The organism is Pseudovibrio exalbescens DSM 16456, assembly GCF_000422785.1.
In the GTDB taxonomy this organism is placed as follows: domain Bacteria; phylum Pseudomonadota; class Alphaproteobacteria; order Rhizobiales; family Stappiaceae; genus Pseudovibrio; species Pseudovibrio exalbescens.
Window position 1 is genome coordinate 344,548 of record NZ_AUGS01000001.1, and the last position, 23,538, is coordinate 368,085.

Sequence of the window (23,538 nt, forward strand, 5' to 3'; positions counted from 1 at the left end):
TGATGGGCGCTGCGAAACCGTGGCGCCTTTTTTTGTGAGCGCCCAAAACAGGTCGGGGAGCTGGCTGGCATTTTACGAAAGCCTATGAGTTTTCGCGGTGCCGATTGATTGGCCGGTATTGATTACTTCATGAAAAAGGCCTCTGGAGTTTCCTCCAGAGGCCTTTTTATTGCCACCCGTCTATAGGGTTTGTGCGCTTATTCGAAACGCCCGCTGGCATGGGCCAGCATGGTGTACACCTTGCCGGTGTCAGACGTCAGATAGGTTTGGCCCATGCTGTTGTCTGGATCGTTTCGGGAGACCTGAGACAGCAGTTGTTCGAAATCCTGAATGTAGCGCTCTACCGCGGCGCGGAACTCAGGGTCTCGTCCATACTTTTGACGGATTTCGTCAAAGGTCTGCTGGCCTTGCAGGGTGTAGAGACGGCGGGTGAAGACATCACGCTCGCCCCGTTTGTAGCGCTCCCACAGATCCACAAAGGTCTCGTGGTCCACGGCACGGGCGATATCCATGCTAAGTGAGTTCAAGGACTCGACCATGTGCTGTGGCGTCCGGCTTGGCGTGCCTGAGCCTGAGCGTGGTGCATCCGGGTTGATGCTATCGCTACTGGAAGCGCGGCGCAGCAAATCGCTTACCCAGCCCTTTTGCGGGCCGTTCTGGCCCGCAGGTGCGGGCGCACGATGCTGTTGCTGCTGTGCAGGAGCAGCTGGTGCAACACGCTGAGGTGCTGGAGCCGTTGTTGTGCCGACGTCTTGCAGGGTTGGGCGGTGCGGTGCCGGTTCGGCGGGCTGAGATGCATAAGCTGCTGGTGCAGCCGGTGCAGATGCTGCCGGTGCCGATACATCGAACTGGGACGAGTGCTTGGAAACAATCTGCGAGAGTTCTCCAAGTGCCTTGACCTGTTCGTTGACGACCTTGCGCAACGCTGCTGTGGAAGCTTCAGCTTCGTCCGGCAGCGCCATGACGCCAGCGTTCAACTCGTTACGGGTTGCTTCCAGCTCACGATGGACGTCCCGGGCAACTTCCCGCATGCGGTTGGTTGCTTCGGAGAAGCGTTCGGATGCCTCGGTCACAGTCCGCTGCATTTCGGACATGATCTCGTCCTGCGCCATGCGTACCGCGTCGCGCGCCTTCTGGCCTTCCATACCTGCCGTCATGCGCATGTTTTCGAACTGCTCGGTAACCGACTTGGTTGCGGCCTCCGCAGCTGCCTTCAACATCGCAGCTACCTCACGGGCCTTGTCGTCAGCTACTTCCAGCGTGTCGCCAAGGGTTGCCGTGTAACCATTCATCAAAGCCTCAATGGAGTCGGTCTTCTTGATGATGGTGTCTGCAAGAGCCTCGATCGCGAACCGCCGTTCGTTGATGCGATGATCGGTGGTCGTGTTGGTTTCTTCCAGGCTCTGCACCGTGGTGGCGAGGGCATGGGTCTGGCTTTCCATCCGATTGGCGATATTGGCAGCATCGCCAAGAACCGTCGCCGTGGTTTCCTTGAGAAGAGAAACCTGGCTTTCGATGGTGCTGTTTGCCGCTTCTGTTTCGGAGACAGCCCGATCAATTGCGGACCGGAACTCTGCCGCACGGCGGCTGAGGTTGGTCTCAACTTCGGACAGGTTGTCGCCTGCGGTTGCCAGAATGTCACGCAGCATGCCGTTGGAGGTGTTCAGACGGTTCAGGATATCCGTAATATCCGTCTCCAGACGATCCTTGGTGCCTGCAATGATGCTCATTGCGCGGTTGCTGCGTTCTTCGATGACGTTGCCGATACCGTCGACGGCTTCGATCAGGCCGCGGCTGGCCACTTCGCCCTGACGGGTGAAGGTGTCTGCAGCTTCCTGTCCCTTGGTCGACACGGTGTCCAGAAGAGTTGCCATGTCGCTCTGCAGCCGCTGGTTGGCCCCTTCGAGGCGGTGTGTTGCAGCTGTTGAGTGTTCGTCGATAGTGTAGACAATCTTTTCGCCTGCTTCGGACAGGGAGCGAGAAGCTTCCAGACCACTGCGGGTAAAGGTTTCTGCCGTTTCCTGACCCTTGCTTGTGACCGTTTCGAGCAGAGCGGCCATATCGCTTTGCAGGCGTTCGTTGGTGCCTTCAAGACGGGCCGAGGCTGCCGTGGTGCGATCATCGATGGCATAAACGATCTTGTCGCCAGCCTCCATGAGCGAACGGGTTGCTTCCAGACCATTGCGCGCAAAACTGTCGCTGACTTCACGACCCTTGACAGTAACCGCTTCGAGGATGGCCCGCTGGACCTCTTCTACGCGGCTCGTAAGGTCGGTTGCCTTGGTCTCGATCGCCTCGATGAGATGGCCACCATCCTTGTCGATAAGCTGTGCGAACTCTGCCGATTTGGTTCCAAAGGCCTCGTTAAGAGTACCAGCCTTCTCGAGCAGTTCGTCAGCCACCGCTGTGCCACGCTGTGACAACATGCCTGCGGCCTCTTCGATGACGGCGGTAACGCGGGTGCGTACTTCCTCCGTTTCGCCAGAAAGCAGGTTGCGCACATCTTCAATGGCGGAGTTGAGGCGGGACTTGGCGTTGGCGCTTTCGATTGCCAGCTTGGACGAGATGGCACCGATGGTCTGCTCGAGATCTTCGCGGACCTTGTCGCTTTCGCCTGTGAGCTTGCCGGACATTTCGGCGAGCGATGCCGCATACAGAGCTCGTGCGTTCTCGCTTTCGACAGCCAGCGTACGTGCCGCTTGCGTGACGGTGCTCAGAACCGCTTCGCGAACCTTTTCACTTTCGCCGGTCAAGCTGCCGCTGACGTTTGCCATGGCCTCTGTGACAGCCTTGGCTGCCAACTCGCCTTCCGTTTGCAGGCTGTTGCGTGCAGTGGAGACGGAGGTGGTGACGATCTCGTTAAGTCGTTCCGCTTCACCAGACAGCGTGCCCGACAACTTGGAGACGCTCTCGGTAACGCTTTCCTCGGTGCGCATGCGCTCTTCTGCCAGCCGCGATGCGGCCTGACCTACCACGTCGAGAATGATCTCACGTACGCGGCTGCTTTCTTCACCAAGGGTGCTGGTGGCTTCGGTCATTGCAGAGGTGAGGGCGTTGGCCGCCTTTTCGCTCTCCCCGGTCAGAGCGTTGGAGATCGATTCCAAACGCTCGTTGAGGATGGATTCCAGCGCATTTGCACGGGAGTCCAGCGTTTCGGCCACTTCGAAGACCTTGGAGCCCAGGGAGACGTTGATCTCTGCCACGCGTTCGGACAGCGTATCGGTGAGTTCCTTGGACTGGCGGCTGAGGACGTTGCCGGCTTCTTCCAGACGGCCGTCCAGAGCAGTGGTCATCTCGTTCTGACCATCGGAGAAGGCGGTCGCAATCTCGCGGGTCCGGGCAACGAGCGTGTCACTGATCTGACGGGCCCGTGCATCGAGTGCCTGATCAATGCGTTCCGTTCCCACAGACATGCTGGTTGCCAGATGCTCAGCGCGTTCGGAAATGACAGAGGCGGCGGATTCGACCTTATCTCCAACCTTGACATCGAACGAGGCCAGGCTGTCGGAGATCGTGTTTTCGATCACGCTGCTGCGCTCTGCAAGAATCTCGCCGATCTTCTCAGCGCGCTGGGTGAGGGATTCACCCACCTGCTCGACACGTTCGGTGAGATTGACCGCAATGACATCCGTGCGATCCTCGAGGATCTTGGAGATGGACTGCGTTTTTTCTTCCAGTGTGCTGGAGAGAAGCTCCGTACCGCTTTCCACGGCTGCGGCAAGATTGTTGGTGCGTCCCTCAATGGCGTTGGACAGGGCTTCCGCCCGGCTGTCAAAGGCCTGCTCAAAGGAGTTTGTGCGATCTGCCAGCGTGGTATCCAGATGCTGGATCCGGGTATCGAAGGCATGGCTGATGTTCTGGCTGCGCAGATCCAGGGCCTGCACGAGATCAGAGCCTTGTTCGGTAACAACCTGCTCCAGTTCCACAAGACGGGAGGAGAGGCCATCGTTGAGGGCACGGCCACGCACATCAAGCGTTTGTGAAATGCGATCACCGATCTCGGTAAGTTCAGTGGTGACGCGTTCACCGCGGGATCCGATGAGGCGAGCCAGCTCGGTGCCAGTATCAGCAAGCTTGAGCGCCAGTTCCTCAGTCCGCTGCCCCAGAGCGCCGGTGATCTGTGTGCCGGCTTCTTCCATGGCACTGCGGAAGCTGTGGGTCTGAGTGTCGATAAGGTCGACAACCTCCTTACCGCGTGCAGACAGTCGCTCATCAAGCTCTGCCCCGTTCACGGTAATGCTTTCGTGAATTTGTGAGCTGATGGAGCCCAGACGGTCAGCCAGTTCAGTGCCGCCGACAGTAATTGTATCGCCCAGGGTGTTGGCGGTTTCGTCAAGACGGGCCGCAATTTCGCCGCCGCGCAGTGACAGGTCGACCACAATGGATTCGCCAGTGCCGCGAAGGATCTCGGATACCTCGGAGGAACGCTGGGACAGCGTGTCGATGAAATCGGAACACTGTACAGCAATCGCTTCGTTGATTTCCTTGCCGCGGGACGCAATGCCCTCGGCGGCCTGTTCGCCGGTATTGCGAAGTGCCTCATCCAAGGTGGTGACACGATCGCCGATTGTGCCCATCAGATCATCTGTTCGGGTGGTGATCGTGTCGATCAAGCGACCGCTGGTCAGGGACAGGTTGGCGTTGATTTCTTCGCCGCGGGCGAGGAGTTCTTCGCTCAGCTTCTGGCTGGCTGTGGTGAAGTTTTCGGTCACACCCGAGATGGTGTACTCAAGGGTTTCGTTCAACTGCGTATTGGCAGAGCCAAACTGCTCAGTGAGCTGATTGACAGTGGTATACAGCGTCTCGTTCAACTGAGCGCTGACAGACATCATGTTGTCGTTTAGCGACTGAGTGGTGGTGCCCAGCGTTTCATTGAGCTGCTCGTTGGCCGCACCGAACTGGTCGGTTGCCTGAGATACCGTTGCCAAAATGGTTTCGGAGAGCTGCGCGCCAGCCTGAGACAGGTTGTCGTTGACCGCCGTCGTCGTGTTCTCGAGCGTCGCGTTCAACTGTTCGTTGGCCGAGCCGAAGCGATCCGTCACCTGGTCCACGGTGGACGTGATGGTTTCGTTCAACAGGCTGCTGGCCGTCGTGATGCTTTCCGTCAGGTTGTGAGTGCCGTTTTCCAGCGTGGTATTGAGCTGGATATTGGCTGTGCTGAGCTGCTCGGTCACACTGGATGTGGTGGTCACAAGCGTATTAGCCAACTCGCCGCTGGTGGTTGCAACGCCTTCGCGGAACTCCAGCAAGCTCGTGGTGAGTGTGGTGTTGAGCTCCTCGTTGGCGGCTGCAAACTGCTCGGTTACCTGCGTGGTCGTGTTGTACAGCGTGTCGTTCAGCTGATAGCCGGCGGAGGTAAACCGGTCGGTTACGTCGTTGACAGTCTGTTCCAGCGACTGGGTCAACTCGCTGCCCTGAGCCGCAATTGAGGCGTTCATGGACGCCGTTTGATCGGTAATTGTTTGCGACAGCTCTGCACCTGCGTTGGACAGGGTGATATTCAGAGCGTCGCCCTTTTCTGCGAGCAACTCACCGATTTCCGTGCCGCGTGTGCTCAGACCTTCAAGGATTTCGGACCCAATTCCCGACAGAGACTGGTTGATCTCTTCAGAGCGGTTGCTCAAGGAACCAAGCAGCGTTTCAGAGGTTTCAGCCAGACGCGCGTTCAGTTCATCGCCGCGAACCGTCAGGTTCTCGACAAAGCTGTTGGCTGTCGTGGAGAAGGTCTCATTGATTTCAGTACCACGGCTTTCCAGTGTTTCCGCCAGGTTGGAGCCGGTCTTGGACAAGGTGTCGACCAGATCAGTGCCGGTGGTTGTCAGTCGATCAACGTAATCATCCCCGCGCGTGGTGAGCGACTGGACGAGATCGCTGCCTGCAGAGGTGAAGTTATCAGTGACTTCGTTGATACGGTTTTCAATCTTGGAAGCCATCTGCTCCAGTGTGGCGTCAATCGAACCGGTGAGGCGTTCCCGTGCGCGATCGACAGAGGAGGCGAAATCCTCTGAGGTGGACTGAAGCTGTGTGGCGAGATTTTCGTGCGTGCCGGAAATGGTTTCGCGTACCAGTTCCGCATTGGCCTGAATGGCCTGGCGCTGGCTGACGAGTTCATCCACGAGGCGCCGGATCTTGAGTTCGTTGTCATTATAAGACTGCTCAAGTGTGGACACCTCAGTGTGGATCATCACTTCAAGTTCGCTGGCGCGTGCTATGGCGCGTTCGATGCCATCTCCCATGGCTGCAACTTCACGCCGGATGGCCTGGCCAACATTGAGAATGCTTTCCTTGGCCACGTCCTCCGGTTCCGCCAGACGCAGGGCGACCTCGGTCATGCCATGAGCGACGTTGCGCATTTCCTGCGCTCGCCAGAACATGAGTGCCATAATCCAGAAGAAGGCGACCGGCACCAGAATGGCGACAGCGGACAGAATGAGGGCAGGGCTTTCTGCAAAAGCTGCAAAGGAGCCCAGTTCGGCGATATCGTTTTCGAACGCGGCCCAGCTCATGGCTGTGCCAAGGCTCACCCAGACGAAAGACACGGCAAAGGCAAACCAGAATGGCGCCGCTGACGGCTTGCGCTGCAACGCAAACATCAGGCTACCGATTGACTGCCGGTCATCATTGCTTGCAGCTGGTGGTCGTCCACCGCCACGCCCTCTGCGCCGGGATGTCTTTTCCGAGCTGTCTTTGCTGTCAGCATCCGTCAGTTTCTTTTCTGGAGCAGCTTCTGCTGATGCAGCGCTGCCGCCAGCCAATCCGGTTTCCGGCTGTTCCGCCTCGCCAGTCCCCTGATCTTCAAAGATTGCGTCTGCGTCTTCAGGACCGCCAAAGTCCTTTGAAAGCGCTTCTTCAACCGCTGACAGTGCCACTTCCGACGGAGCTTTCGCCTTCGGTGTGTTCGCCATTTGTGTCGCCTCGCGTCCGTACTCTTTACAGTGTGACGGTCATCATGAACTTTTCGCCTCTTCATGGTGCCGCCATGCGCGCAAGGATAAAGCTTGCCCAGCTTCCGGGGTATCCCAGAGTCTGTTCAAGCTATTTCTGAAGAACATCTTCCGATCCATTGCCCGTTAACTTTAACGGAACGGAAGACACAGTTCCCCCACCTTGCTGCAGTCTTAAACCTAATGGCACAAACCAACCCCTCGTACAACACGGAGCCCTGTCTACTGTGGATCCGGTGGCATAAGAGTCCGCCTAGGTTTCTGGGGGTTCAGCTTAGCGCTTTCCCATTTGGAAACCTTCTCTTAATTTTTGGGGCAATTCATGGCTAAGGCTCCGTTGAGTCAAATAGTTAAAGCCTGAAGCTGAAGTGTATTCGCAACTGCGAAACGGTGCGCCTGCCGACACTCGCCATGGTAGCGGCCCGCGTGTCCGTCATGGCTCCCGGGAAGGCACGCTTAGCCTTGGTTTTTCAGGTCCTTGATATCTCTTTGTTGAGGTGGTGCGCTTGCGCTGTTCGTTGGGCCTCATACAGGGTCAGGTTGAAAAATCGATTTCCGTGTTAACTTTTGTCTCGGTGAAAATGCGTAGCGTCGAGTCGTGGAGTTTGTCCCAAATTCATAAACAGATAAAACAAAGAACTTCACAGAAATCTTTTGTTAACCATAAACAAAATTTTTTCACCTGATTTTGGGGGGAGCAATATTCCTGTGTGTTGACGATAGCGGCAGGGTTCGGTCCACAATACCGAGAGGGAATTTGATCTGGAAAAAGAATCACTTCACTGCCTTGCTTGACCTGTTACTGACAGGGCTTTGTGATTGTATTAGGGATTATTTCTTGTCTGCCGTTATTCTGGATCTACCCCACTTGGAGCGCGTTACTTTTGAGGATCGAAGCCTTCAACGCGAGGTGCTGACGCTTTTCTGCACGCAATTGGGTGCGCACCTGGTGCGGCTTGGCGTGGGCGTTGACGATGATGAACTCCTGGAATTGTTACATACAATAAAAGGCGCGGCGCGCGGCGTTGGAGCTGTGGCTTTGGCGGAATGTGTGGCAGATGAAGAGAGCCGCTGCCGGGCCGGTCAATCTTGCCGGATGGAAAGGGTAAGCTCTGTTGCGGTGCAAACTCAGCAAGCAATCGAGCATCGGTTGGCGGCATTGAGCTAGGCTCTTGCGGGATTGTGCGTAAAAACTTCAAGAAAGTTGGTGCTGCAATTCTTGAAGTAGTTCGGTGAAAACTGTATCTGAGGGCCAACGTCTCTGAAGAGTCACATCTCGAAAGCTGTAGGAATATGCCGAAAATTACCTTCGTGAGCGCATCGGGCGAAAAGCATGAGGTGGATGCTGCGACCGGTTCGACTGTTATGGAAGCCGCGATCAAAAACATGGTTCCGGGTATTGATGCGGAATGCGGTGGTGCGTGCGCCTGCGCTACCTGTCATGTTTATGTGGATCCGGCTTGGGTCGAGAAAACTGGCTCGCCCGAGCCGATGGAAGAAGACATGCTGGATTTTGCGCCGGATCTGCGCGAGACGTCTCGCTTGTCCTGTCAGATCCGCATCACCGATGACCTGGATGGTCTGGTGGTGGAAGTCCCTGAAAATCAGGGCTGAGTTTCTATAGATCGAAAGCGTAAGGCCGGATCTTGGATCTGGCCTTTTGTTTTCCGTGCGGCCCGCGGCTCATTTGGGTAAGTAATAGCAGGCCTTTTGGCGATTTGGATCCGGATTGCCGAACTGTTTCACCGTGCAGGCGATTTCGCGCTCAACTTCGCGTTGGTTGAATTGGCCGGGTGTGCCAAATCTTACTTTCGTTGGGTAGGGGACCTTGCACACTTGATACTCCAAGGCGCATCGGACCCAGCCGTTTACCGTATTCGGAGCGCGGTCGGGTAGAGGTTGAACAACGCCTTTTCCGTTCTCCCGGTCGGTCCATCGCTGGTAGCTGGGTGATATGCTTGGGGTGCGGCCGACGTAGAATATACCCCTGCACCCCTTGTCCACCCAGATGCCCTTGGTTTCCACCCCCCATGTACGGCCCATGATGCACGGGGCGCTACTCACCTGTCGAACGAGTGCGGCGTTCTCGCGTCGGTTTGGATGCAGATCACATACCTTGCGACGGTTGCGCTGGGATTCGCAGGTAATGAGATCCCGCTGGCTCAAGGTGCCCTTGGTATTGCTGTTTACAGTTGCCGTGGAGGGGCGATGTACCGGATTGCCGGTTGGGGAGGTCTCCGGATTTCCGATGACCTTGCTTGTGAGGCAATCCGTAAATTCCTGAGAGTTCAAGGGCCCACCTGTTTCATCAAGGCATTGTTCCAGGATGAGGGCGGGAACAAGCGACTTTTCCAAGAGCGGGCTTGCTGCAATGGCGGGTGCGCTGCCGGCTGCGATCAGCATATTTCCCACAAGTCCCATGCCTGCAATCAGGGAGAGGACGTGTTTGTTCAAGGTGTACATGCGGTGTTCCGTCTTCAACTCGGGTGAGGTAGGAGTCATTGCAGCGTAGCCTACCGCGATCAGGTGGTCCGTAGCTGGACACGCGTTTTGGACACCTGCGAGGCTAAGAAATGTTCTAGCGGGCCAGTTCCTTCATGGCGCCCTCCAGTCCTTCCAGAGTAAGGGGGTACATGCGGTCTTTCATCAGGTCGCGCATGATCGCGATAGAATGCGTATACCGCCAATGGCGCTCGGGTACGGGATTAAGCCAGACAGCCTTGTTGTAAAGGTCGGTAACGCGGCTCATCCAGGCCGCACCGGGTTCTTCATTCCAGTGCTCAACGGATCCGCCGGGGTAGGTGATTTCGTAGGGGCCCATGGAGGCATCGCCGACAAAGATCACCTTGTAGTCACTGGGATACTTGTGAAGGATATCCATGGTTGGGATACGTTGTGTGTGGCGGCGCGCGTTGTTCTGCCAAACGAACTCATAGAGGCAATTGTGGAAGTAGAAATACTCCATCACCTTGAATTCGGTTCTGGCGGCTGAAAACAGTTCTTCGCAGACCTTGATATGGTCATCCATCGAGCCGCCGACATCGAAAAACAACAGAACTTTGACTGCGTTGCGGCGCTCTGGTCGCATTTTGATATCCAGCAGACCCTTGTGAGCGGTCGCCTGAATGGTTGTGTCCAGATCAAGCTCTTCTGCGGCCCCTTGTCGTGCGAAGCGGCGCAGGCGTTTCAGCGCTACCTTGATGTTGCGCGTACCCAGTTCCACGCTGCTGTCCAGATCCTTGAATTCCCGCTTGTCCCAGACCTTGACGGCGCGCCGATGCCGGCTCTCGTTCTGGCCTATGCGCACGCCCTCCGGATTGTAGCCATAGGCGCCGTAGGGAGAGGTACCAGCCGTGCCAATCCACTTGTTGCCGCCCTGATGGCGGTCGGTCTGCTCTTCCAGGCGCTTCTTCAGCGTCTCCATGAGCTTTTCGAAGCCGCCCATGGATTCGATAAGCGCCTTTTCCTCCTCTGTCAGATGCTTTTCGGTCAGTTTTTTCAGCCATTCTTCAGGCAGGTCTGTGACCGGTGCGTCACTCATCAGATCCAGACCCTTGAAACGGTGAGAGAACACCTGATCGAACTTATCGAGATTGGCTTCATCCTTCACCAGCGTCGCGCGGGCGAGGTAGTAGAAGTCTTCCACCCGACGCTCTGCCAGGTCTGCGTCCAGCGCTTCCATAAGGGTCAGGTATTCCCGCAAGGATACGGGAAGGCCGGCTGCTTTCAGGTCTTGAAAAAACTGAATAAACATGGCGACAGATTAATCTGCGGTCGAAAGTGTGTCGAGGTGCCATTGTGCATGTTCACCCAAAGACGCAAGGCCGATCTTCCTAGTTGGGGTGTGGCGCTGTGTCGGGCTTCTTGGTGCCGGGTGATGTGCGCATCAACTCTGAAACGAAATCTGACAGGGCCGGGCCTTTGGTGGCAATGAAAGGACTGGGGCGGCAGGTCTGGATTGCAGCCACACCAATGCGGGAAGTCAGATAGCCGTTCACCACACCTTCGCCCAAACGAGCCGACAATCTGGCGGCCAACCCTTGACCAATAAACTGTTCGACAAAATGGTCACCCGCTGCCATACCACCGGTCAGCGCGAGATGGGCTGCCACCTGACGGGTGAGGCGCAAGAACCCGAAGACGCCGGGCCGACCGCCATACAAGCGCGAGATGCGGGAGACAATTCGCAAGTTCTCATAGAAGACAATGCCGATATCGATCAAGGCTCTCGGGCTTATGGCGGTGACGACGGAAACCCGCTTGGCGCTTTCCATCACGATTTTCGTTGCTCGCGCGTCCAGCGGTGCCATCAGGTCGCGTTCCGCCAGTTTGACCAGGTCACGACCATCAATGATCTCACGCATATGGCCATGCAGTTTTTGTCGGCCATGCGTGGTTTCTGGTCTGTCCCGGTAAAGCGACATGAGGTCCTCAAGGGCCTGAATGGCATGTGTGCGATTGTCGGTGTCGGCAGCGTGTTGCAAGGCCTGTTGCAGATGGTCGATGCGTGCGAGCTGTTTGAGGCCGCGCCATTCCTTGATGACAAAACCCAGCAGGCCAAGCGTTGCGAGCCCCAAAAGAGCGACGCCCGTCCACCCAAGCCACTCGTAGCGTGAAAACAGGTCGCGGATCAGGCTGTCGACCGCAAGTCCAAGCCCAAGCGAAAGCAAACCGCCTGCGCCAATGGAAAGTATCCGGCCCCATCTGCTTTTGCGGGGTGTGGGCTCGGGAGCTAATGTCGGCGCCGTTTCCGTGGGGTCGAGCGGGTCTGGGACAACCATAGCCTCGTGGCGCAGGGGCTCTTGGGAGAAGGTTTCTTCAAAACGGACATTTTCATCGCTGAGCTTGAATGCCGTTGGAGCCCTGCGGCGCTGCTTGGGGTGGTCTTTTGGATCTGTGGTCATGCCAGTTTGTCTCCCAAAAGGAATTCAAGCGCGCGGTCCAACCTGATGTGCGGCAACGACAAGGTCAGTCCTTCGGCGGTGCGCTCCAGCTTGGGTGGCCGGAAGCGAATGAACTTCAATCCCACATTATGTGGCTCATCATTGTCGGAAAACAGGTCTTCAGGGTTTTCCGGAAAGTCGCCGGGAAACACAGCGGCTTCTTCCTCGCCATCAAAGCAGGTGCCATCCAGATTTTCGCCGGGAAGAGGGGTGCCCAACAGGGCGGGGATGGTCGTCCCCTCATGATTGACGCTGGCCTGACGTGTGGCGCGAACGGAGGCGAGCGCCAACACATCGACGGAGGCGCCTGCAAATTCTGCACGGGTGATCGCCTTGTCCACCAGCCGGCGCAACAACGCCTCCAGTCGATCGTGGTCGTCGCTATGCAAATGGTCGGCTTTGGTGGCAGCAAACAGAATGCGGTCGATGCGACGAGACAGGATGGAGAACAGCCAGCTGGACTTGCCGGGTCTGAAAGCGTTGAGTATCTGCCCAAGTGCTGTATTCAGATCGTCAATGGCATCTGGTCCGGCGTTGAGTGCCTGAAGGGCGTCAACGAGTACAATTTGCCTGTCGAGGCGGGCAAAGTGGTTCTGGAAGAACGGTTTGATCACATGCTTTCGATAGGCTTCATATCGTCGTTCCATCATCGCGTGCAGCGATCCGTTGCGGGGTTTGGCGGTCGTCTTCTCCAGATCCAAAGGCGCAAAGGTCAAGGCTGGAGAACCGGCCATGTCGCCAGGCATCAGGAAACGACCGGGTGGCAGCATGGAGAGCGCGGTTTCATCTTCGCGGCAGTTCCTGAGGTACTCGGTAAACGCCTGAGCAAGCTCGCCTGCAGCCTGTTCGGCCGTGTCCTCGCTTGCGATCGGATCTGTGTCATTGAGTAGCGTCAGAAAGCGCTGTGCTTGCTCGGGATGACGGCGGGCCCGTGCCAAGGCATCGTCACTGAACTGACGAAAGCTTTGGTTCAGTAAAGGCAAGTCCAGCAGCCATTCGCCGGGATAATCGACAATATCCAGATGCAGTTTGCCGCGCCCGAGTTTGCGTTGCAGGAATGATGCTGACTCATATTCGATGGTAAGTCGCAGCTCCGATACCTGGTGAGTACTATCCGGCCAAAGACGTCGTTCCACCAGCGTCTTTATGTGTGTCTCGTAATCGAAGCGCGGGACATCATCGTCTGGTTGTGGCTGAAGGTAGGCCCGGCCGATGCGTCCATCAGCGGCGGCCGAAAACACAGGCAAGCGCCCACCTTTCACCAGATTGTGGACCAATGCGGAAATGAATACGGTTTTACCGGCGCGGGAAAGCCCCGTGACGCCAAGGCGTACCGTTGGTGTGACAAAATCGCTGGCGGTGTCGGCAAAGCCTTCCAGAACCGTGCGCGTGTCATCAAGAAAAGAGTTGAATGTGCTCAAGGTTTATCTCCGGGAGAGCATGTGGGGTGTCACCCGGAGAAATGCAATCGCACAGATCGTCATGGCTGTTCAATAGAACACATCAGGACGAGACAACTTCCAAGTGTCGGGGACGATAGAATGCGGTCAGTCGTCCTTGTTTTGGCAAGATTTGTGACCAGCGCGGTGCGTCGAAATCGATCATTGCCAACGCTCCGGTGGGATACTTCGTTTCCATCTGCGCCAGTAGTTCAGGGTCACCCGATCCAGCAAGCTCAATGGCGGTATCCTGAATGGCGTTGTTGTGGCCTATGATCATGACCGTTGTGTGAGAGCCCCCCAATGCAGTGAGGATGTCGACGTAGTCTCCCTCGCTCTGATCATACAGGTCTCTCAGGATCTGAATGCGCATCTCGCTGTTCATGTGCGGCAGGATGCAGCCGAGTGTCTGTCTTGTGCGCAGCGCTGTAGAGCAAAGAACCAGTTGTGGGAAGATTGCATTGGCGGCGATGTGTTTGCCAACCAACTCGCCAGCATGCCAGCCTCGACTGTTCAGAGGTCGATCATGATCTCTCAGATTGATGTTCGACCAATCCGACTTGGCATGACGAAGTAACATCAAGCGCACCATGATGGACCCTCCCTTGGTGACTCTTGTGCATCGCGGTTGATTTGATTGCGGTAATTCTTCGATTATGTTGCGATGCAGCATAAGTTGCTGTTTTCATTGCCGATTATCGTATAGATATAACGGTGTTTTTCAAAGTGGGTTCTATCAGCGAATTTTCTGGGAGATCGGCGCGGGTTTTTGCCGCGATGTTACGCATCTGGCCAAGATTTGGTCAGCAATGCGACTTGTGAACACCTTACGTTTGTGGCAGGTACAGAAGGCTTTTTTCTTTGCGTTGATTTGGTGCTTTTGTGCGTTCGGAACACATAAGATCCTTTTATGCGGCCCGCCTTGCATCGCGGGTAACTCACGCGGAACTCGTGGGGGCTCAGCACACTCAGGCAGGTGTTGTTGGTGGCGGCTTGGCCGGGCTTACCGCGGCCGTTGAACTGGCGTCGCGTGGGGTGTCCGTTGTGCTGCTTGAAGCAGAGCGCATTGGTTGGGGCGCATCAGGCAGAAACGGTGGCTTTGTGTCTGCCGGTTTTGCGGAAGGCATTGATGGCATTGAGAAAGCCGTCGGGATTGATGCTGCTCGGCGTTTGTACAAGCTGTCCCAAGAAGGTGTTTCCTATATCCGCCGTACGCTTGACGAGGAGGGGGCAGGAGACCTGATTGAGGGCGGCGGTTGGTTAAAAGTCCAACGGTACCCCGGTGAACGCCAATTGGCTGAACGCAGGGACAAGATGGCCCGTGACTATGGTGTTGAGCTGGAGTTGTTCAATCGGGAGCAGGTTCAACACTATCTCAACAGCGAACGCTATCATCATGCGCTTTTCAATTCGGAGCCGTTTCATATCGATCCGCTTGCCTATTCGGAGGTGCTGCGGCGAAAGCTTGTGGCGCTGGGCGGCACAATCCACGAAGAAACCGAGGTCTCCGGCATCAAGAAGAATGGTGCCAGTTGGCGTATCCACGCCTCTCACGGCTGCGTGAGTTGTGAGCATGTTGTTGTTGCGACGAGTGCATATGGCGTCGTGAATGGCACTTATCTGCCGGTCGACAGAACCATGCAGCCCGTCGCTACATATGTTGTAACCAGCGCTGTAATGCCCGAGCGTTTGAAACATGTCATTCGGTTCAACGGATGTATTGCGGACACGCGCAGGGCTGGAGACTATTATCGACTGGTAGATGAGGGGCGTCGACTTTTATGGGGCGGACGCATAACCACACGCCGTTCAGAGCCTCGGCATTTAGCACGCCTTCTCAAGTCACAAATTCTCGAAATCTATCCGGATCTGGGGGATTTTCCTGTCGAGCATGCCTGGTCAGGATTGATGGGGTATTCGCGCAATCGGATGCCATTGATCGGGCAACTGAAGCCGGGCCTATGGGCCGCGACAGCTTTCGGTGGTCATGGGCTGAATACCTCGGCCATGGGGGGGCTTCTGGTCGCCCGGGCGATTGCCGAGCGGGATGATACCTGGGAGGCCTTCAAGTCGTTCGGGCCGGTTTGGGCAGGGGGCGTTGCAGGGCGCGCTGCAGTGCAGACCGAGTATTTGAGGTTGCAACTGCTTGACAGGTTGGAGGAGCGCCGCGTTCCTTCATGAGGCCAAGGAAGTCTTGTTTTAGCCGTTCGGTTCGAACATGAAATCGTCATCCTGTCTGCGTTCGATCCGGGCGGACAGTTCTTCGAAGGCCTTGAGAATCCTGATGGATTCAGTTTGATGATTTTCGATGGTTGAGATCCAGAGCGTAAACCCCTTCTCTTCGCCTTGAAGTGCCCAAAGGCTCTCCAGCGTCTTCAAATCACCCATGCTGTCGGTCTTGAAGGTGATGCTGTCCGAAGGGCCTTTGACGCGAATAAAGCCACTTTCCTCGTAGTTGGACAAGAAACGCCGCTGCATGTCGATCAACTGCGTGGCGCGGTGTTGTCGGAACACGACTTCCTCGCCGAAGTCTCCTTCATAGCGGCACCCGGGCCCGGTATCTGCGATGTCCGGCGTCACGCCTGCACGGTGCAAGCCGGCAATCGTATCCGGACACTCCAAACCTGAATAATGTTGCAAGGCATTGAGCTGCTGGCGCCACCCGGACAGGGTATCCGTTGGCCTGTAGAGCAGGGCCTCCGAGCTAAGGTCGTTGGCCAGGCTCCCGGCCGAGCAGAGCGTCAAGAATGCTGTGAGCGTCAGGGCAAGTGCCTTGAAAGGTGCAGCGACAGGCATTTCTGTCTCATCCTCGGTTCATGAAGGCGAGACGCTCAAAAAGGTGGATGTCCTGCTCATTCTTTAGTAGGGCGCCATGTAGAGGCGGAATCATTTTCCTCTGGTCTGTTTCGCGCAGAGTTTCGGGATCAATGTCCTCATTCAATAGCAGTTTGATCCAATCGAGCAACTCGGAGGTCGAGGGTTTTTTCTTGAGACCGGGCAGGTCGCGCAGGTTGTAGAAAGTGCGCAGCGCCTCTGAAAGAAGGCGGTCCTTGATCGGGCCAAAATGCACGTTGACGATTTCTGCCATGGTTTCGGCATCTGGAAACTTGATGAAGTGGAAGAAGCACCGGCGCAGGAAGGCGTCAGGCAAGTCCTTCTCATTATTGGATGTGATGATCACGATCGGGCGCTGCTGCGCGCGAACGGTTTCGTTGGTCTCATAAACATGAAACTCCATACGATCCAGTTCCTGCAGCAAGTCGTTTGGAAACTCGATGTCCGCCTTGTCGATTTCGTCAATCAGCAACACAGGACGTTCTGCCATTTCAAAGGCTTGCCAGAGTTTGCCCTTCTTGATGTAGTTGCCAATGTCCTTGACGCGCTCGTCGCCAAGTTGGCTGTCACGCAAGCGTGAGACGGCGTCGTATTCGTACAGGCCCTGTTGCGCCTTGGTCGTTGATTTGATGTGCCATTCAAGAAGTGGGGCGCCAATTCCCTCGGCGATTTCCTTTGCAAGGACCGTTTTGCCCGTGCCGGGCTCCCCCTTCACCAGCAGCGGGCGCTCCAGAGCGATTGCGGCGTTTACGGCCACGCGCAAGTCTTCGGTCGCTACATAGTTCTTGGTTCCATCAAATTGCATGAAATCTTCCTCTCGGGGTCACCAGTTCGGCACGAATGCAAAACACGGCGAAGACTACTGACTTCGTGATGGTGGGGCAATCCCTTGCGGGTTCGCCATTGGGCCAAATCACGCAAGGTAGGTATTTTTTGCCGATGGGCTGGATAAACTTGCCCTATTGACAACCTTTGTACTTGTTAAGGGTTCGTTAATCATATCTATACCATTGAAATATATATATTTTTTAGTTCTCTCGGTTTGGCATCCCATTTGCACTGATTCCAGCGATGGTTTGCGCTTGGCGCGGTAAAAAATGGGAATGCAATGAGTATTTACGGAGCAATCAACTCTGCAACGACGGGTTTGGACGCCCAGTCGCAAGCGCTTGAGAATATTTCGGGTAATGTGGCCAATTCTTCGACCACAGGCTACAAGCGCTTGGATACGAGCTTTAGTGATTTGGTATCCAGTACGGGCTCTACTCAGGCGGGGCAGGTTGCTGGTACCGTTTATGCGACTTCCCGTGCGACGAATACCCAGCAAGGGGATATCAGCAGCTACGATCAGGAAACCTATATGGCAATCAACGGTAGCGGCTATTTCGTCGTAACCGATTCTGATGGCCTGACGGCGCAGTCGCCGCGGTATATCTACACGCGGGCGGGTGATTTCGAGCTGGATGAAAACCGTTACCTTCAAAATGCTGCGGGTTATTACCTGCAGGGCAATCCAATCAACCCGCAAACCGGGGCTGAAGCGGACAAGCTGGAGCCGATCAAGATTTCTGATCAGCCAATGCCCGCGAAACCGTCCGAGGCGATTTATTATCAGGCTAACCTGCCATCTACGCCGTCGACCGAGCGTTTCAATCAGGATATCCCATCGTCCAAGTTCATCGATCCGTCCGTATTTGCAACGACCGAGTCCGACAACTCCATGTCGTTCGTCAATACATCGGGTGATGTTCTGTCCGTTGATGATGTTCTGTCTGACGTAGATGGGTTTGATGCAGGTGACCAGCTCACCTTTACAGTAGATGGCGCGACATCAACATTCGATGTCACGGCTGCAACAACCATCAAGGATCTTTTGGAATACGCCAACCAGTTCAATGGCGTTTCGGCTGACATGAATGCTGCCGGTCAGGTTACCATCGAGTCCAGCACCGGCTTCAGTCTTGCGAACAGCACGGGCGGCAATATTCCGGCCGGTGGCATTACCCTGACCCCGACCTCCAACGTGGGTGGCGGGCCGATCGATACCACTGTAGTTGCTGCCAAGAATAATCAGACCTTCCTGAATTCAAGCATTTCTGGCGGTGCTGTAACCGTCTATGACACGAACGGCACGCCAATCAACGTTGAAACCCGATGGGCGCTGGACAGCGAAGACAACTGGTCGCTGTATTACAACAGCAATCCTGAGGCGACCGGCGACGATACAGCCTGGACCAAGATTGGTGACGTAGGCTTTGATGCTGCGGGTCGGATGGTTTCACCAGCAGACGGATCGCTTACCATCCCAGACCTGCAGGTGAACGGTGTTTCTGCAGGGGACATTACGCTGGATTTCGGAACCAATAACCTCACTCAATATGAAGATACGATCGGCTTTGCCACGGCCGTGGATATCGAACAGGACGGGTATGCCGCCGGTGAACTGGTGGGCATTTCCATCAACTCCGAAGGCCTTGTGACCGGTAACTACTCGAATAGCAAGTCCATGCCGCTGTATCGGGTGCCGATCGCGACCTTCGCCGCGGAACAGGAGCTGCAGCGCATTGACGGTTCTGCCTTCGCCGCAACGCCAACGTCAGGTGAGCCTGATTTCCGCAACGGCGGTTCCATCCGGTCCAAGGCTTTGGAATCTTCCAATGCGGATATCGCAGGAGAGTTTTCCAAGTTGATCATTACCCAGCAGGCCTATTCGGCCAATTCACGCGTGTTGTCGACGGCAAACCAGATGCTGGATGCTGTTCTGAACATCGTACGGTAATAAAATGGTGTTAGATGAGCGGCTAAGATGGGCCGCTCATCGTTTGGAGTTCGAGTGAAATGAGCCTGACCTCAGCATTGAATGCCGCTTCCTCCGGGTTGTCCCTGATCAATTCCCAATTGCAGGTCACCTCGAAGAACATCGCCTATGCAAACAAGGACGGCTACACAACCAAGACACTGCCGGGTGTTCAGGGCGTTAACGAGACGACTCTGGGTTCCTATGTCATGTCCGGGCAGGTGCGTCGTGAGGTTGACGAAACCTTGCGCAACTCCTACTTCAACGAGCTGAGCGGTGGCGGCTATGCTCAGACCCTGGCAACTTACACAAAGCGCCTTGATGCGCTATTCGGTTCGTTGGACAACGAGTCCAGCATTCCCAATCGCGTAACAGCCCTGACTGATACCCTTACTCAACTGGCAGCGGACCCATCCTCCGGCCCGGCACAATCTGCCGTGGTGGCGTCGGCCAAGGATCTTGCTTTCTCCTTGAATACGACGGCGCAAGACGTGCAGAGCATGCGCGCTGAAGTGGATGACATGGCCTACGAGCAGGTCCAGTCTGTGAACGATCTGCTGAAAAACATCGAGTCTCAGGAAGATCGGATCATCCAGACGCGCGCGGAGGGGCAATCCACTGCCGAGCTGGAAGATGAAATGGACCTTCTGGTGAAGGATCTGTCCAGCTACATGGATGTGGAGGTCCACAAGGACTCCAACGGGGCAATGCGCATATCCACCCAGTCTGGCTACACTCTGTATGATGATCAGGCAGCGCAGTTGTCTATTGGCCGGACCCCAACGATGACCGCTGGCATTGAAGGGGCGCCTTTGAAAATCGTGTCGCCAAGCGGCGCGGAAAGCAATCTGACAGCGGCGGATATGCAGGGCGGCTCCATTGGCGGCTTGCTGACATTGCGCGATGACGTTCTGCCCGAGGCGCAGCGTCAGTTGGATGAAATTGCGGCTTCCATGTCGTTGGCTTTGTCTCGAAATGTAGATGAAGGGCAGGCCGCGGATGACGGTGGCACGCCACCCGTTGAAACGGGGCGCTCCGTTGATGTCAGCGGCTTTGACCAAAGCGGCGATGTGATCGAGCTGAGTTTCACGACTGCCAGTGGTCAAACGCGTGATGTTTCTTTTGTAGCCGTCAAGGACCCGTCGATCTTGCCGCTGAGTGGCGATCATACCAACAAGGCGGGTGATCTCGTCTTCGGAATCGATATCTCCGGCGGCGGCGCGCCCATGGAAACACAGCTGCAGAATGCCCTTGGACCCAAGTTCTCGGTGAGTATTGGTGCAGGCGGGGAATTGTCGGTACTTTCCGATCAGGCGTCGACGGGCATCAAGATCAACGATCTTACCTCGCTTACCTCCAAGACATCTGTGAGTGAGCCAGGTCTGGCGGTTCCGATGTTTACCGACGGGCGTGATGGCGGCGGGGCCTTTACAGGCGCTTTGGAAAATGGCGGTCAGGTGACCGGCTATGCGCTCTCGATCATGGTGAACCCAGAGGTCGTCAAGGATACCTCCGTACTCGGCGGCGAAGCTGGTGGCGGTGGATCCAGCGCGCAGGACAGTACGCGAGCGGAGTTCCTCATTGATCAGTTGAACACCACACAATTCGCGTTTTCAGCAGACACGGGTATCGGGGCCAAGAATTCACCCTTCGAAGGCAGTATCTCCGATTTCGCCCAACAGGTTGTTTCTGCACAAGGCTCACAGGCAGCGACTGCTCAAAGTCGTCTGGATGTGACAGAGACGGCAGTTTCCTCAGCAAAGTTGGCCTATGAGAAGAGCTACAAGGTTGATGTTGACGAGCAACTTACCAACCTGTTGGAACTTCAGAATGCGTATTCCGCCAATGCGCGGGTGTTATCGGCGGTCAACAGTATGTTTGACGAGCTAATGCAGGTGGTACGTTAAGATGAGCATCTACGGCATTTCAAGCAACAGCACTTTTCTCGCGGATCTGCTCATCAACCAGAAGCGTGATTTTGAGACGAAAGCTGCGCAGTTGGTCTCTGGCAAGGTGGCGCCCACCTATGGTGGCCTGGGTGAGCAACGGCAGGTCAGTCTGGCTCTGAAGTCGGAGTTGGGGCGCATCGATGCGTATCAGCGCAGTGGCGACATGGCGTCGATCCATTTGGAGACCATGAACGAAACGCTGGAGCGAATGGAAGAGCTGCGGCAAGAAGCCGTGGGGGCAATTGATCCAAACAATTATGAGTTGACTACAGACGGCAAGACCACGTCCCAGGCGACGACCGAGATCATGCTGCGCGAGACCCTCTCGCTGCTGAATACCGATGTCAGCGGCTATTTCCTATATGGTGGTGGGGATGCCAAGAGCAGCCCGGTTGCGGGCTTTGATGAGATCATGAATGGTGATGACGCCTCAATGGGTCTTAAAGACGTTATGCAGGCCTTTGAGACAGCTCATCTTGGGCCGAATGGGCAAGGGCGCCTTGATACCGCCGTTACCGCCGGAGCCGGAACAGCGTCGGTGACCTTGTCGGAGCTATCGACGGGGGATTTTGGTTTCAAGATCTCCGGCGTATCGTCAACGGGTGGCTCGATTACCACAAACTATACAGCCGCCGCAGGTGCAACACCGGCCCAGGCTCAGGCAACCTTGAATGGACAGCCGGTAGCGGGTGAAACTGTCACCTTCAAGCTCGCTCTACCGGATGGCAGTTCGCGCGAAGTTACCCTAACTGCGACGGAAGAGGCCGATGCGGGGCCAGGTACCTTTCAGATTGGCACGGATGCCGACCCCAATACAGCGTTGGCGCAAACTGCCGCCAATCTTGACAGCGCCTTGAAAGGGGCGTTGACCAACGGAGCTGCAACTGACCTGAAGGCTGCTGCGGATCAGCAAGCTGGCGCAGAGTTTTTTGGGACTTATGAGGGCGCTCGCGATCCAGCCGCTCCATACTTGCCAGACGCGGCGGGTGAAAACCTCGTCGATGCGAGTGGTCAGTTTTATGAGTGGTATCAAGGTGAGCGGCCCTCGGCGGACACGCGCGGGGAAAAGTTTGCCCTGATCGATAACCAGCTCAAGGTCGAGTACGGAGCGACTGCGAACGAACGTGGGTTTGCGGAGCTTCTTCAAGGCATGGCTGTGTTTGCTGCGGCGGATTTTGAGACCGGATCGGTTGGCGCGGACCCCGATGCGGTTGCTGGAGACTATTACAGTGCCTTGGCAGGTCGAACAGATCAATCTTTGTCTGTGCCGGATAACAGGCAGTCTGGTGTTCAGAGCATCGCCGTTGAGATGAGCATTGCTTACAAGACTGTCGAGACAACAAGTGATCGTTTGGATCAAAAGAAGCTGACCTACGAGAACATGGTTGGCGATATAGAAAATGTCGATAAGGAAAAAGTGGCGACAGAGTTGCTCCAGATACAGACCAATCTGGAGACCAGTTATGCGGTAACAACACGCTTGTTGAGCTTGTCTTTGTCGAACTTCATCTAACCGATCAGAAAGTGATTAAGAGATTTTGAAATGAAAAAAGGGGCGGCGTCGGTAGCCCCTTTTTTCTTTGTCATTTTGCTGGCGACTAACGCTGCGTTGGCGGTTCTGTCTGGCCGCGTAGACCAGCCGCAATCGCGCGGTTGATATTGATCAATGAGTCGAGGCGGTCTTTCTCCGGGTGGGCGAGAATGCCCATGGTCTCACGGAAAATGAACACCCCCAAATTGGCAATGTTGTTCTGAACTTCTGGCGGCAATTGGCTGTCTTCTGCTGTTGCATCCGTGGCGAAGATCGTCCAGAGCTTGCGATTGAACGTCAGGATATCGTTACGCTCTTCGCGGGAATAATTATCCCAATCGTTTTTGAGCAGCGTCATCCGCGCGGCTGCCTTCATCAGAAGTTCCGCTTCAAGCTCTCTCGGATCAGCGGTTGTCTTGGCGCTATTCTGGTAGGCTTGGGTTGCTTGCTGATACATGACCGATAAGGGTCCTTTCGTAGTCGATCAACTTACGGGCTTCCTTGAGGGCCTTATAAAAGTTACCCGCGATGATGAATTTGCTGATTTCGGTCACATAGGGGACCGTGCTTGGGGCTGCTTCAATGATTTGACCGATGAGCTTGAAGTACTCATCGCGAACGGTATCCGTCTTTTGTTCCAGATACATGATCTGAACGGCAAGATAGATCCGTTTTGCCGGGCTGTCGGCTGAGTCTACGGTTTGGATGTCCTTTTCGCGCAGAATAGGGGCCGAGCCCTCAATGAACAGGCGTGCACGGTGGTTGCCATTGGTGATCATGGATTCACCAATGATGAGCTTCTCACCTGGCTTGAGTTCTACTTTGAGCGCCACCGCTGTCTCCCGTTTTAATCAGACTATGACTTTTAAAGGAAACCAGAATATTAACAGAGGGTGAGTGCACTGTATTGTGCCCTGTTATCCTCAGTTTCCTGTGGCGAAAAAGCGGGTGTCAGCAATCCAGAGCGCCCGCGGTGAACCTATGAAATATTAAGGCTATTTTTCAGGGCCTTGTTAACTTTTCATTAATAGATAAAACGCAACTTATGGTCGTTGCACCAGAATGGAGCAAAGCCTTTACGGGCATATTTCATCCTAGAA

16 protein-coding genes are annotated in these 23,538 nt (G+C 55.6%); 6 read left to right on the forward strand and 10 right to left on the reverse strand.

The features are described 5' to 3' along the window. Positions 1–197: 197 nt before the first annotated feature. Complete coding sequence (locus G512_RS0101595; protein WP_028480179.1) at positions 198–6,905, reverse strand: apolipoprotein A-IV repeat region-like domain-containing protein; 6,708 nt, start codon at positions 6,903–6,905, stop codon at positions 198–200. Positions 6,906–7,782: 877 nt separating this feature from the next. On the opposite strand from G512_RS0101595, the gene G512_RS19675 reads away from it, so the two are divergent. Both G512_RS19675 and G512_RS0101605 read left to right on the forward strand, forming a co-directional pair. Beyond that, the gene (locus G512_RS19675; RefSeq protein WP_162143353.1) at positions 7,783–8,112 is read left to right on the forward strand and encodes an Hpt domain-containing protein; all 330 of its coding nucleotides are present in this window, start codon (positions 7,783–7,785) and stop codon (positions 8,110–8,112) included. A 125-nt stretch (positions 8,113–8,237) separates the two neighbouring features. Then, positions 8,238–8,558, forward strand: a complete 321-nt coding sequence (locus G512_RS0101605) for a 2Fe-2S iron-sulfur cluster-binding protein (protein ID WP_028480180.1) — start codon at positions 8,238–8,240, stop codon at positions 8,556–8,558. Between the two features lie 69 nt (positions 8,559–8,627). Here the strand turns inward: G512_RS0101605 and G512_RS21970 are convergent, their stop codons facing one another. The 5 genes from G512_RS21970 to G512_RS0101630 all read right to left on the reverse strand — a co-directional run bounded on the left by G512_RS21970 (position 8,628) and on the right by G512_RS0101630 (position 13,918). Then, positions 8,628–9,446, reverse strand: a complete 819-nt coding sequence (locus tag G512_RS21970; protein WP_081657329.1) for a DUF3011 domain-containing protein — start codon at positions 9,444–9,446, stop codon at positions 8,628–8,630. Positions 9,447–9,522: 76 nt separating this feature from the next. Then, on the reverse strand, positions 9,523–10,698 hold the full coding sequence (locus tag G512_RS0101615) for a vWA domain-containing protein (protein WP_028480182.1): 1,176 nt from the start codon (positions 10,696–10,698) through the stop codon (positions 9,523–9,525). Between the two features lie 79 nt (positions 10,699–10,777). Next, the gene (locus G512_RS0101620; RefSeq protein WP_028480183.1) at positions 10,778–11,848 is read right to left on the reverse strand and encodes a YcjF family protein; all 1,071 of its coding nucleotides are present in this window, start codon (positions 11,846–11,848) and stop codon (positions 10,778–10,780) included. Further along, the gene (locus tag G512_RS0101625; RefSeq protein ID WP_028480184.1) at positions 11,845–13,308 is read right to left on the reverse strand and encodes a YcjX family GTP-binding protein; all 1,464 of its coding nucleotides are present in this window, start codon (positions 13,306–13,308) and stop codon (positions 11,845–11,847) included. Before G512_RS0101625 ends, G512_RS0101620 begins: the two co-directional genes overlap by 4 nt. Before the next feature lie 82 nt (positions 13,309–13,390). Beyond that, positions 13,391–13,918, reverse strand: a complete 528-nt coding sequence (locus tag G512_RS0101630; protein ID WP_028480185.1) for a SixA phosphatase family protein — start codon at positions 13,916–13,918, stop codon at positions 13,391–13,393. 359 nt (positions 13,919–14,277) lie between these two features. Between G512_RS0101630 and G512_RS0101635 the strand changes: the two genes are divergently transcribed. After that, complete coding sequence (locus G512_RS0101635; RefSeq protein ID WP_162143354.1) at positions 14,278–15,507, forward strand: NAD(P)/FAD-dependent oxidoreductase; 1,230 nt, start codon at positions 14,278–14,280, stop codon at positions 15,505–15,507. Between the two features lie 18 nt (positions 15,508–15,525). On the opposite strand, the gene G512_RS0101640 is transcribed toward G512_RS0101635, so the two are convergent. Next, entirely contained in the window at positions 15,526–16,122 is a 597-nt protein-coding gene (locus tag G512_RS0101640; RefSeq protein WP_028480187.1) for a hypothetical protein, read from the reverse strand. A 7-nt stretch (positions 16,123–16,129) separates the two neighbouring features. Then, positions 16,130–16,966 (reverse strand): AAA family ATPase, encoded by an 837-nt coding sequence (locus tag G512_RS0101645; RefSeq protein ID WP_028480188.1) that lies wholly within the window; start codon positions 16,964–16,966, stop codon positions 16,130–16,132. Positions 16,967–17,269: 303 nt separating this feature from the next. Here G512_RS0101645 and G512_RS0101650 point away from each other — a divergent pair, with 303 nt between their 5' ends. Genes G512_RS0101650 through G512_RS0101660 form a run of 3 tightly spaced genes read left to right on the forward strand, consistent with a single transcriptional unit; the run spans position 17,270 to position 22,420 of the window. Then, positions 17,270–18,940 (forward strand): flagellar hook protein FlgE, encoded by a 1,671-nt coding sequence (locus tag G512_RS0101650; RefSeq protein WP_028480189.1) that lies wholly within the window; start codon positions 17,270–17,272, stop codon positions 18,938–18,940. Between the two features lie 59 nt (positions 18,941–18,999). Next, on the forward strand, positions 19,000–20,865 hold the full coding sequence (gene flgK, locus G512_RS0101655) for a flagellar hook-associated protein FlgK (RefSeq protein WP_028480190.1): 1,866 nt from the start codon (positions 19,000–19,002) through the stop codon (positions 20,863–20,865). 1 nt (position 20,866) lies between these two features. After that, entirely contained in the window at positions 20,867–22,420 is a 1,554-nt protein-coding gene (locus tag G512_RS0101660; RefSeq protein ID WP_051268739.1) for a hypothetical protein, read from the forward strand. 85 nt (positions 22,421–22,505) lie between these two features. Here G512_RS0101660 and flaF read toward each other — a convergent pair whose 3' ends face one another. Both flaF and flbT read right to left on the reverse strand, forming a co-directional pair. Next, complete coding sequence (gene flaF, locus G512_RS0101665; protein ID WP_073832981.1) at positions 22,506–22,895, reverse strand: flagellar biosynthesis regulator FlaF; 390 nt, start codon at positions 22,893–22,895, stop codon at positions 22,506–22,508. After that, positions 22,861–23,271 (reverse strand): flagellar biosynthesis repressor FlbT, encoded by a 411-nt coding sequence (gene flbT / locus G512_RS0101670; RefSeq protein WP_028480193.1) that lies wholly within the window; start codon positions 23,269–23,271, stop codon positions 22,861–22,863. The genes flaF and flbT overlap by 35 nt, the downstream gene beginning before the upstream one ends. Positions 23,272–23,538: the final 267 nt, after the last annotated feature.

Bases quoted from the DNA above. Each gene is read 5' to 3' on its own strand.
- G512_RS0101595 (WP_028480179.1), bottom strand. From the start codon at position 6,905: ATGGCGAACACACCGAAGGCGAAAGCTCCGTCGGAAGTGGCACTGTCA.
- G512_RS0101605 (WP_028480180.1), top strand. From the start codon at position 8,238: ATGCCGAAAATTACCTTCGTGAGCGCATCGGGCGAAAAGCATGAGGTG.
- G512_RS21970 (WP_081657329.1), bottom strand. From the start codon at position 9,446: ATGACTCCTACCTCACCCGAGTTGAAGACGGAACACCGCATGTACACC.
- G512_RS0101615 (WP_028480182.1), bottom strand. From the start codon at position 10,698: ATGTTTATTCAGTTTTTTCAAGACCTGAAAGCAGCCGGCCTTCCCGTA.
- G512_RS0101620 (WP_028480183.1), bottom strand. From the start codon at position 11,848: ATGACCACAGATCCAAAAGACCACCCCAAGCAGCGCCGCAGGGCTCCA.
- G512_RS0101630 (WP_028480185.1), bottom strand. From the start codon at position 13,918: ATGGTGCGCTTGATGTTACTTCGTCATGCCAAGTCGGATTGGTCGAAC.
- G512_RS0101640 (WP_028480187.1), bottom strand. From the start codon at position 16,122: ATGCCTGTCGCTGCACCTTTCAAGGCACTTGCCCTGACGCTCACAGCA.
- G512_RS0101645 (WP_028480188.1), bottom strand. From the start codon at position 16,966: ATGCAATTTGATGGAACCAAGAACTATGTAGCGACCGAAGACTTGCGC.
- G512_RS0101650 (WP_028480189.1), top strand. From the start codon at position 17,270: ATGAGTATTTACGGAGCAATCAACTCTGCAACGACGGGTTTGGACGCC.
- flgK (WP_028480190.1), top strand. From the start codon at position 19,000: ATGAGCCTGACCTCAGCATTGAATGCCGCTTCCTCCGGGTTGTCCCTG.
- G512_RS0101660 (WP_051268739.1), top strand. From the start codon at position 20,867: ATGAGCATCTACGGCATTTCAAGCAACAGCACTTTTCTCGCGGATCTG.
- flaF (WP_073832981.1), bottom strand. From the start codon at position 22,895: ATGTATCAGCAAGCAACCCAAGCCTACCAGAATAGCGCCAAGACAACC.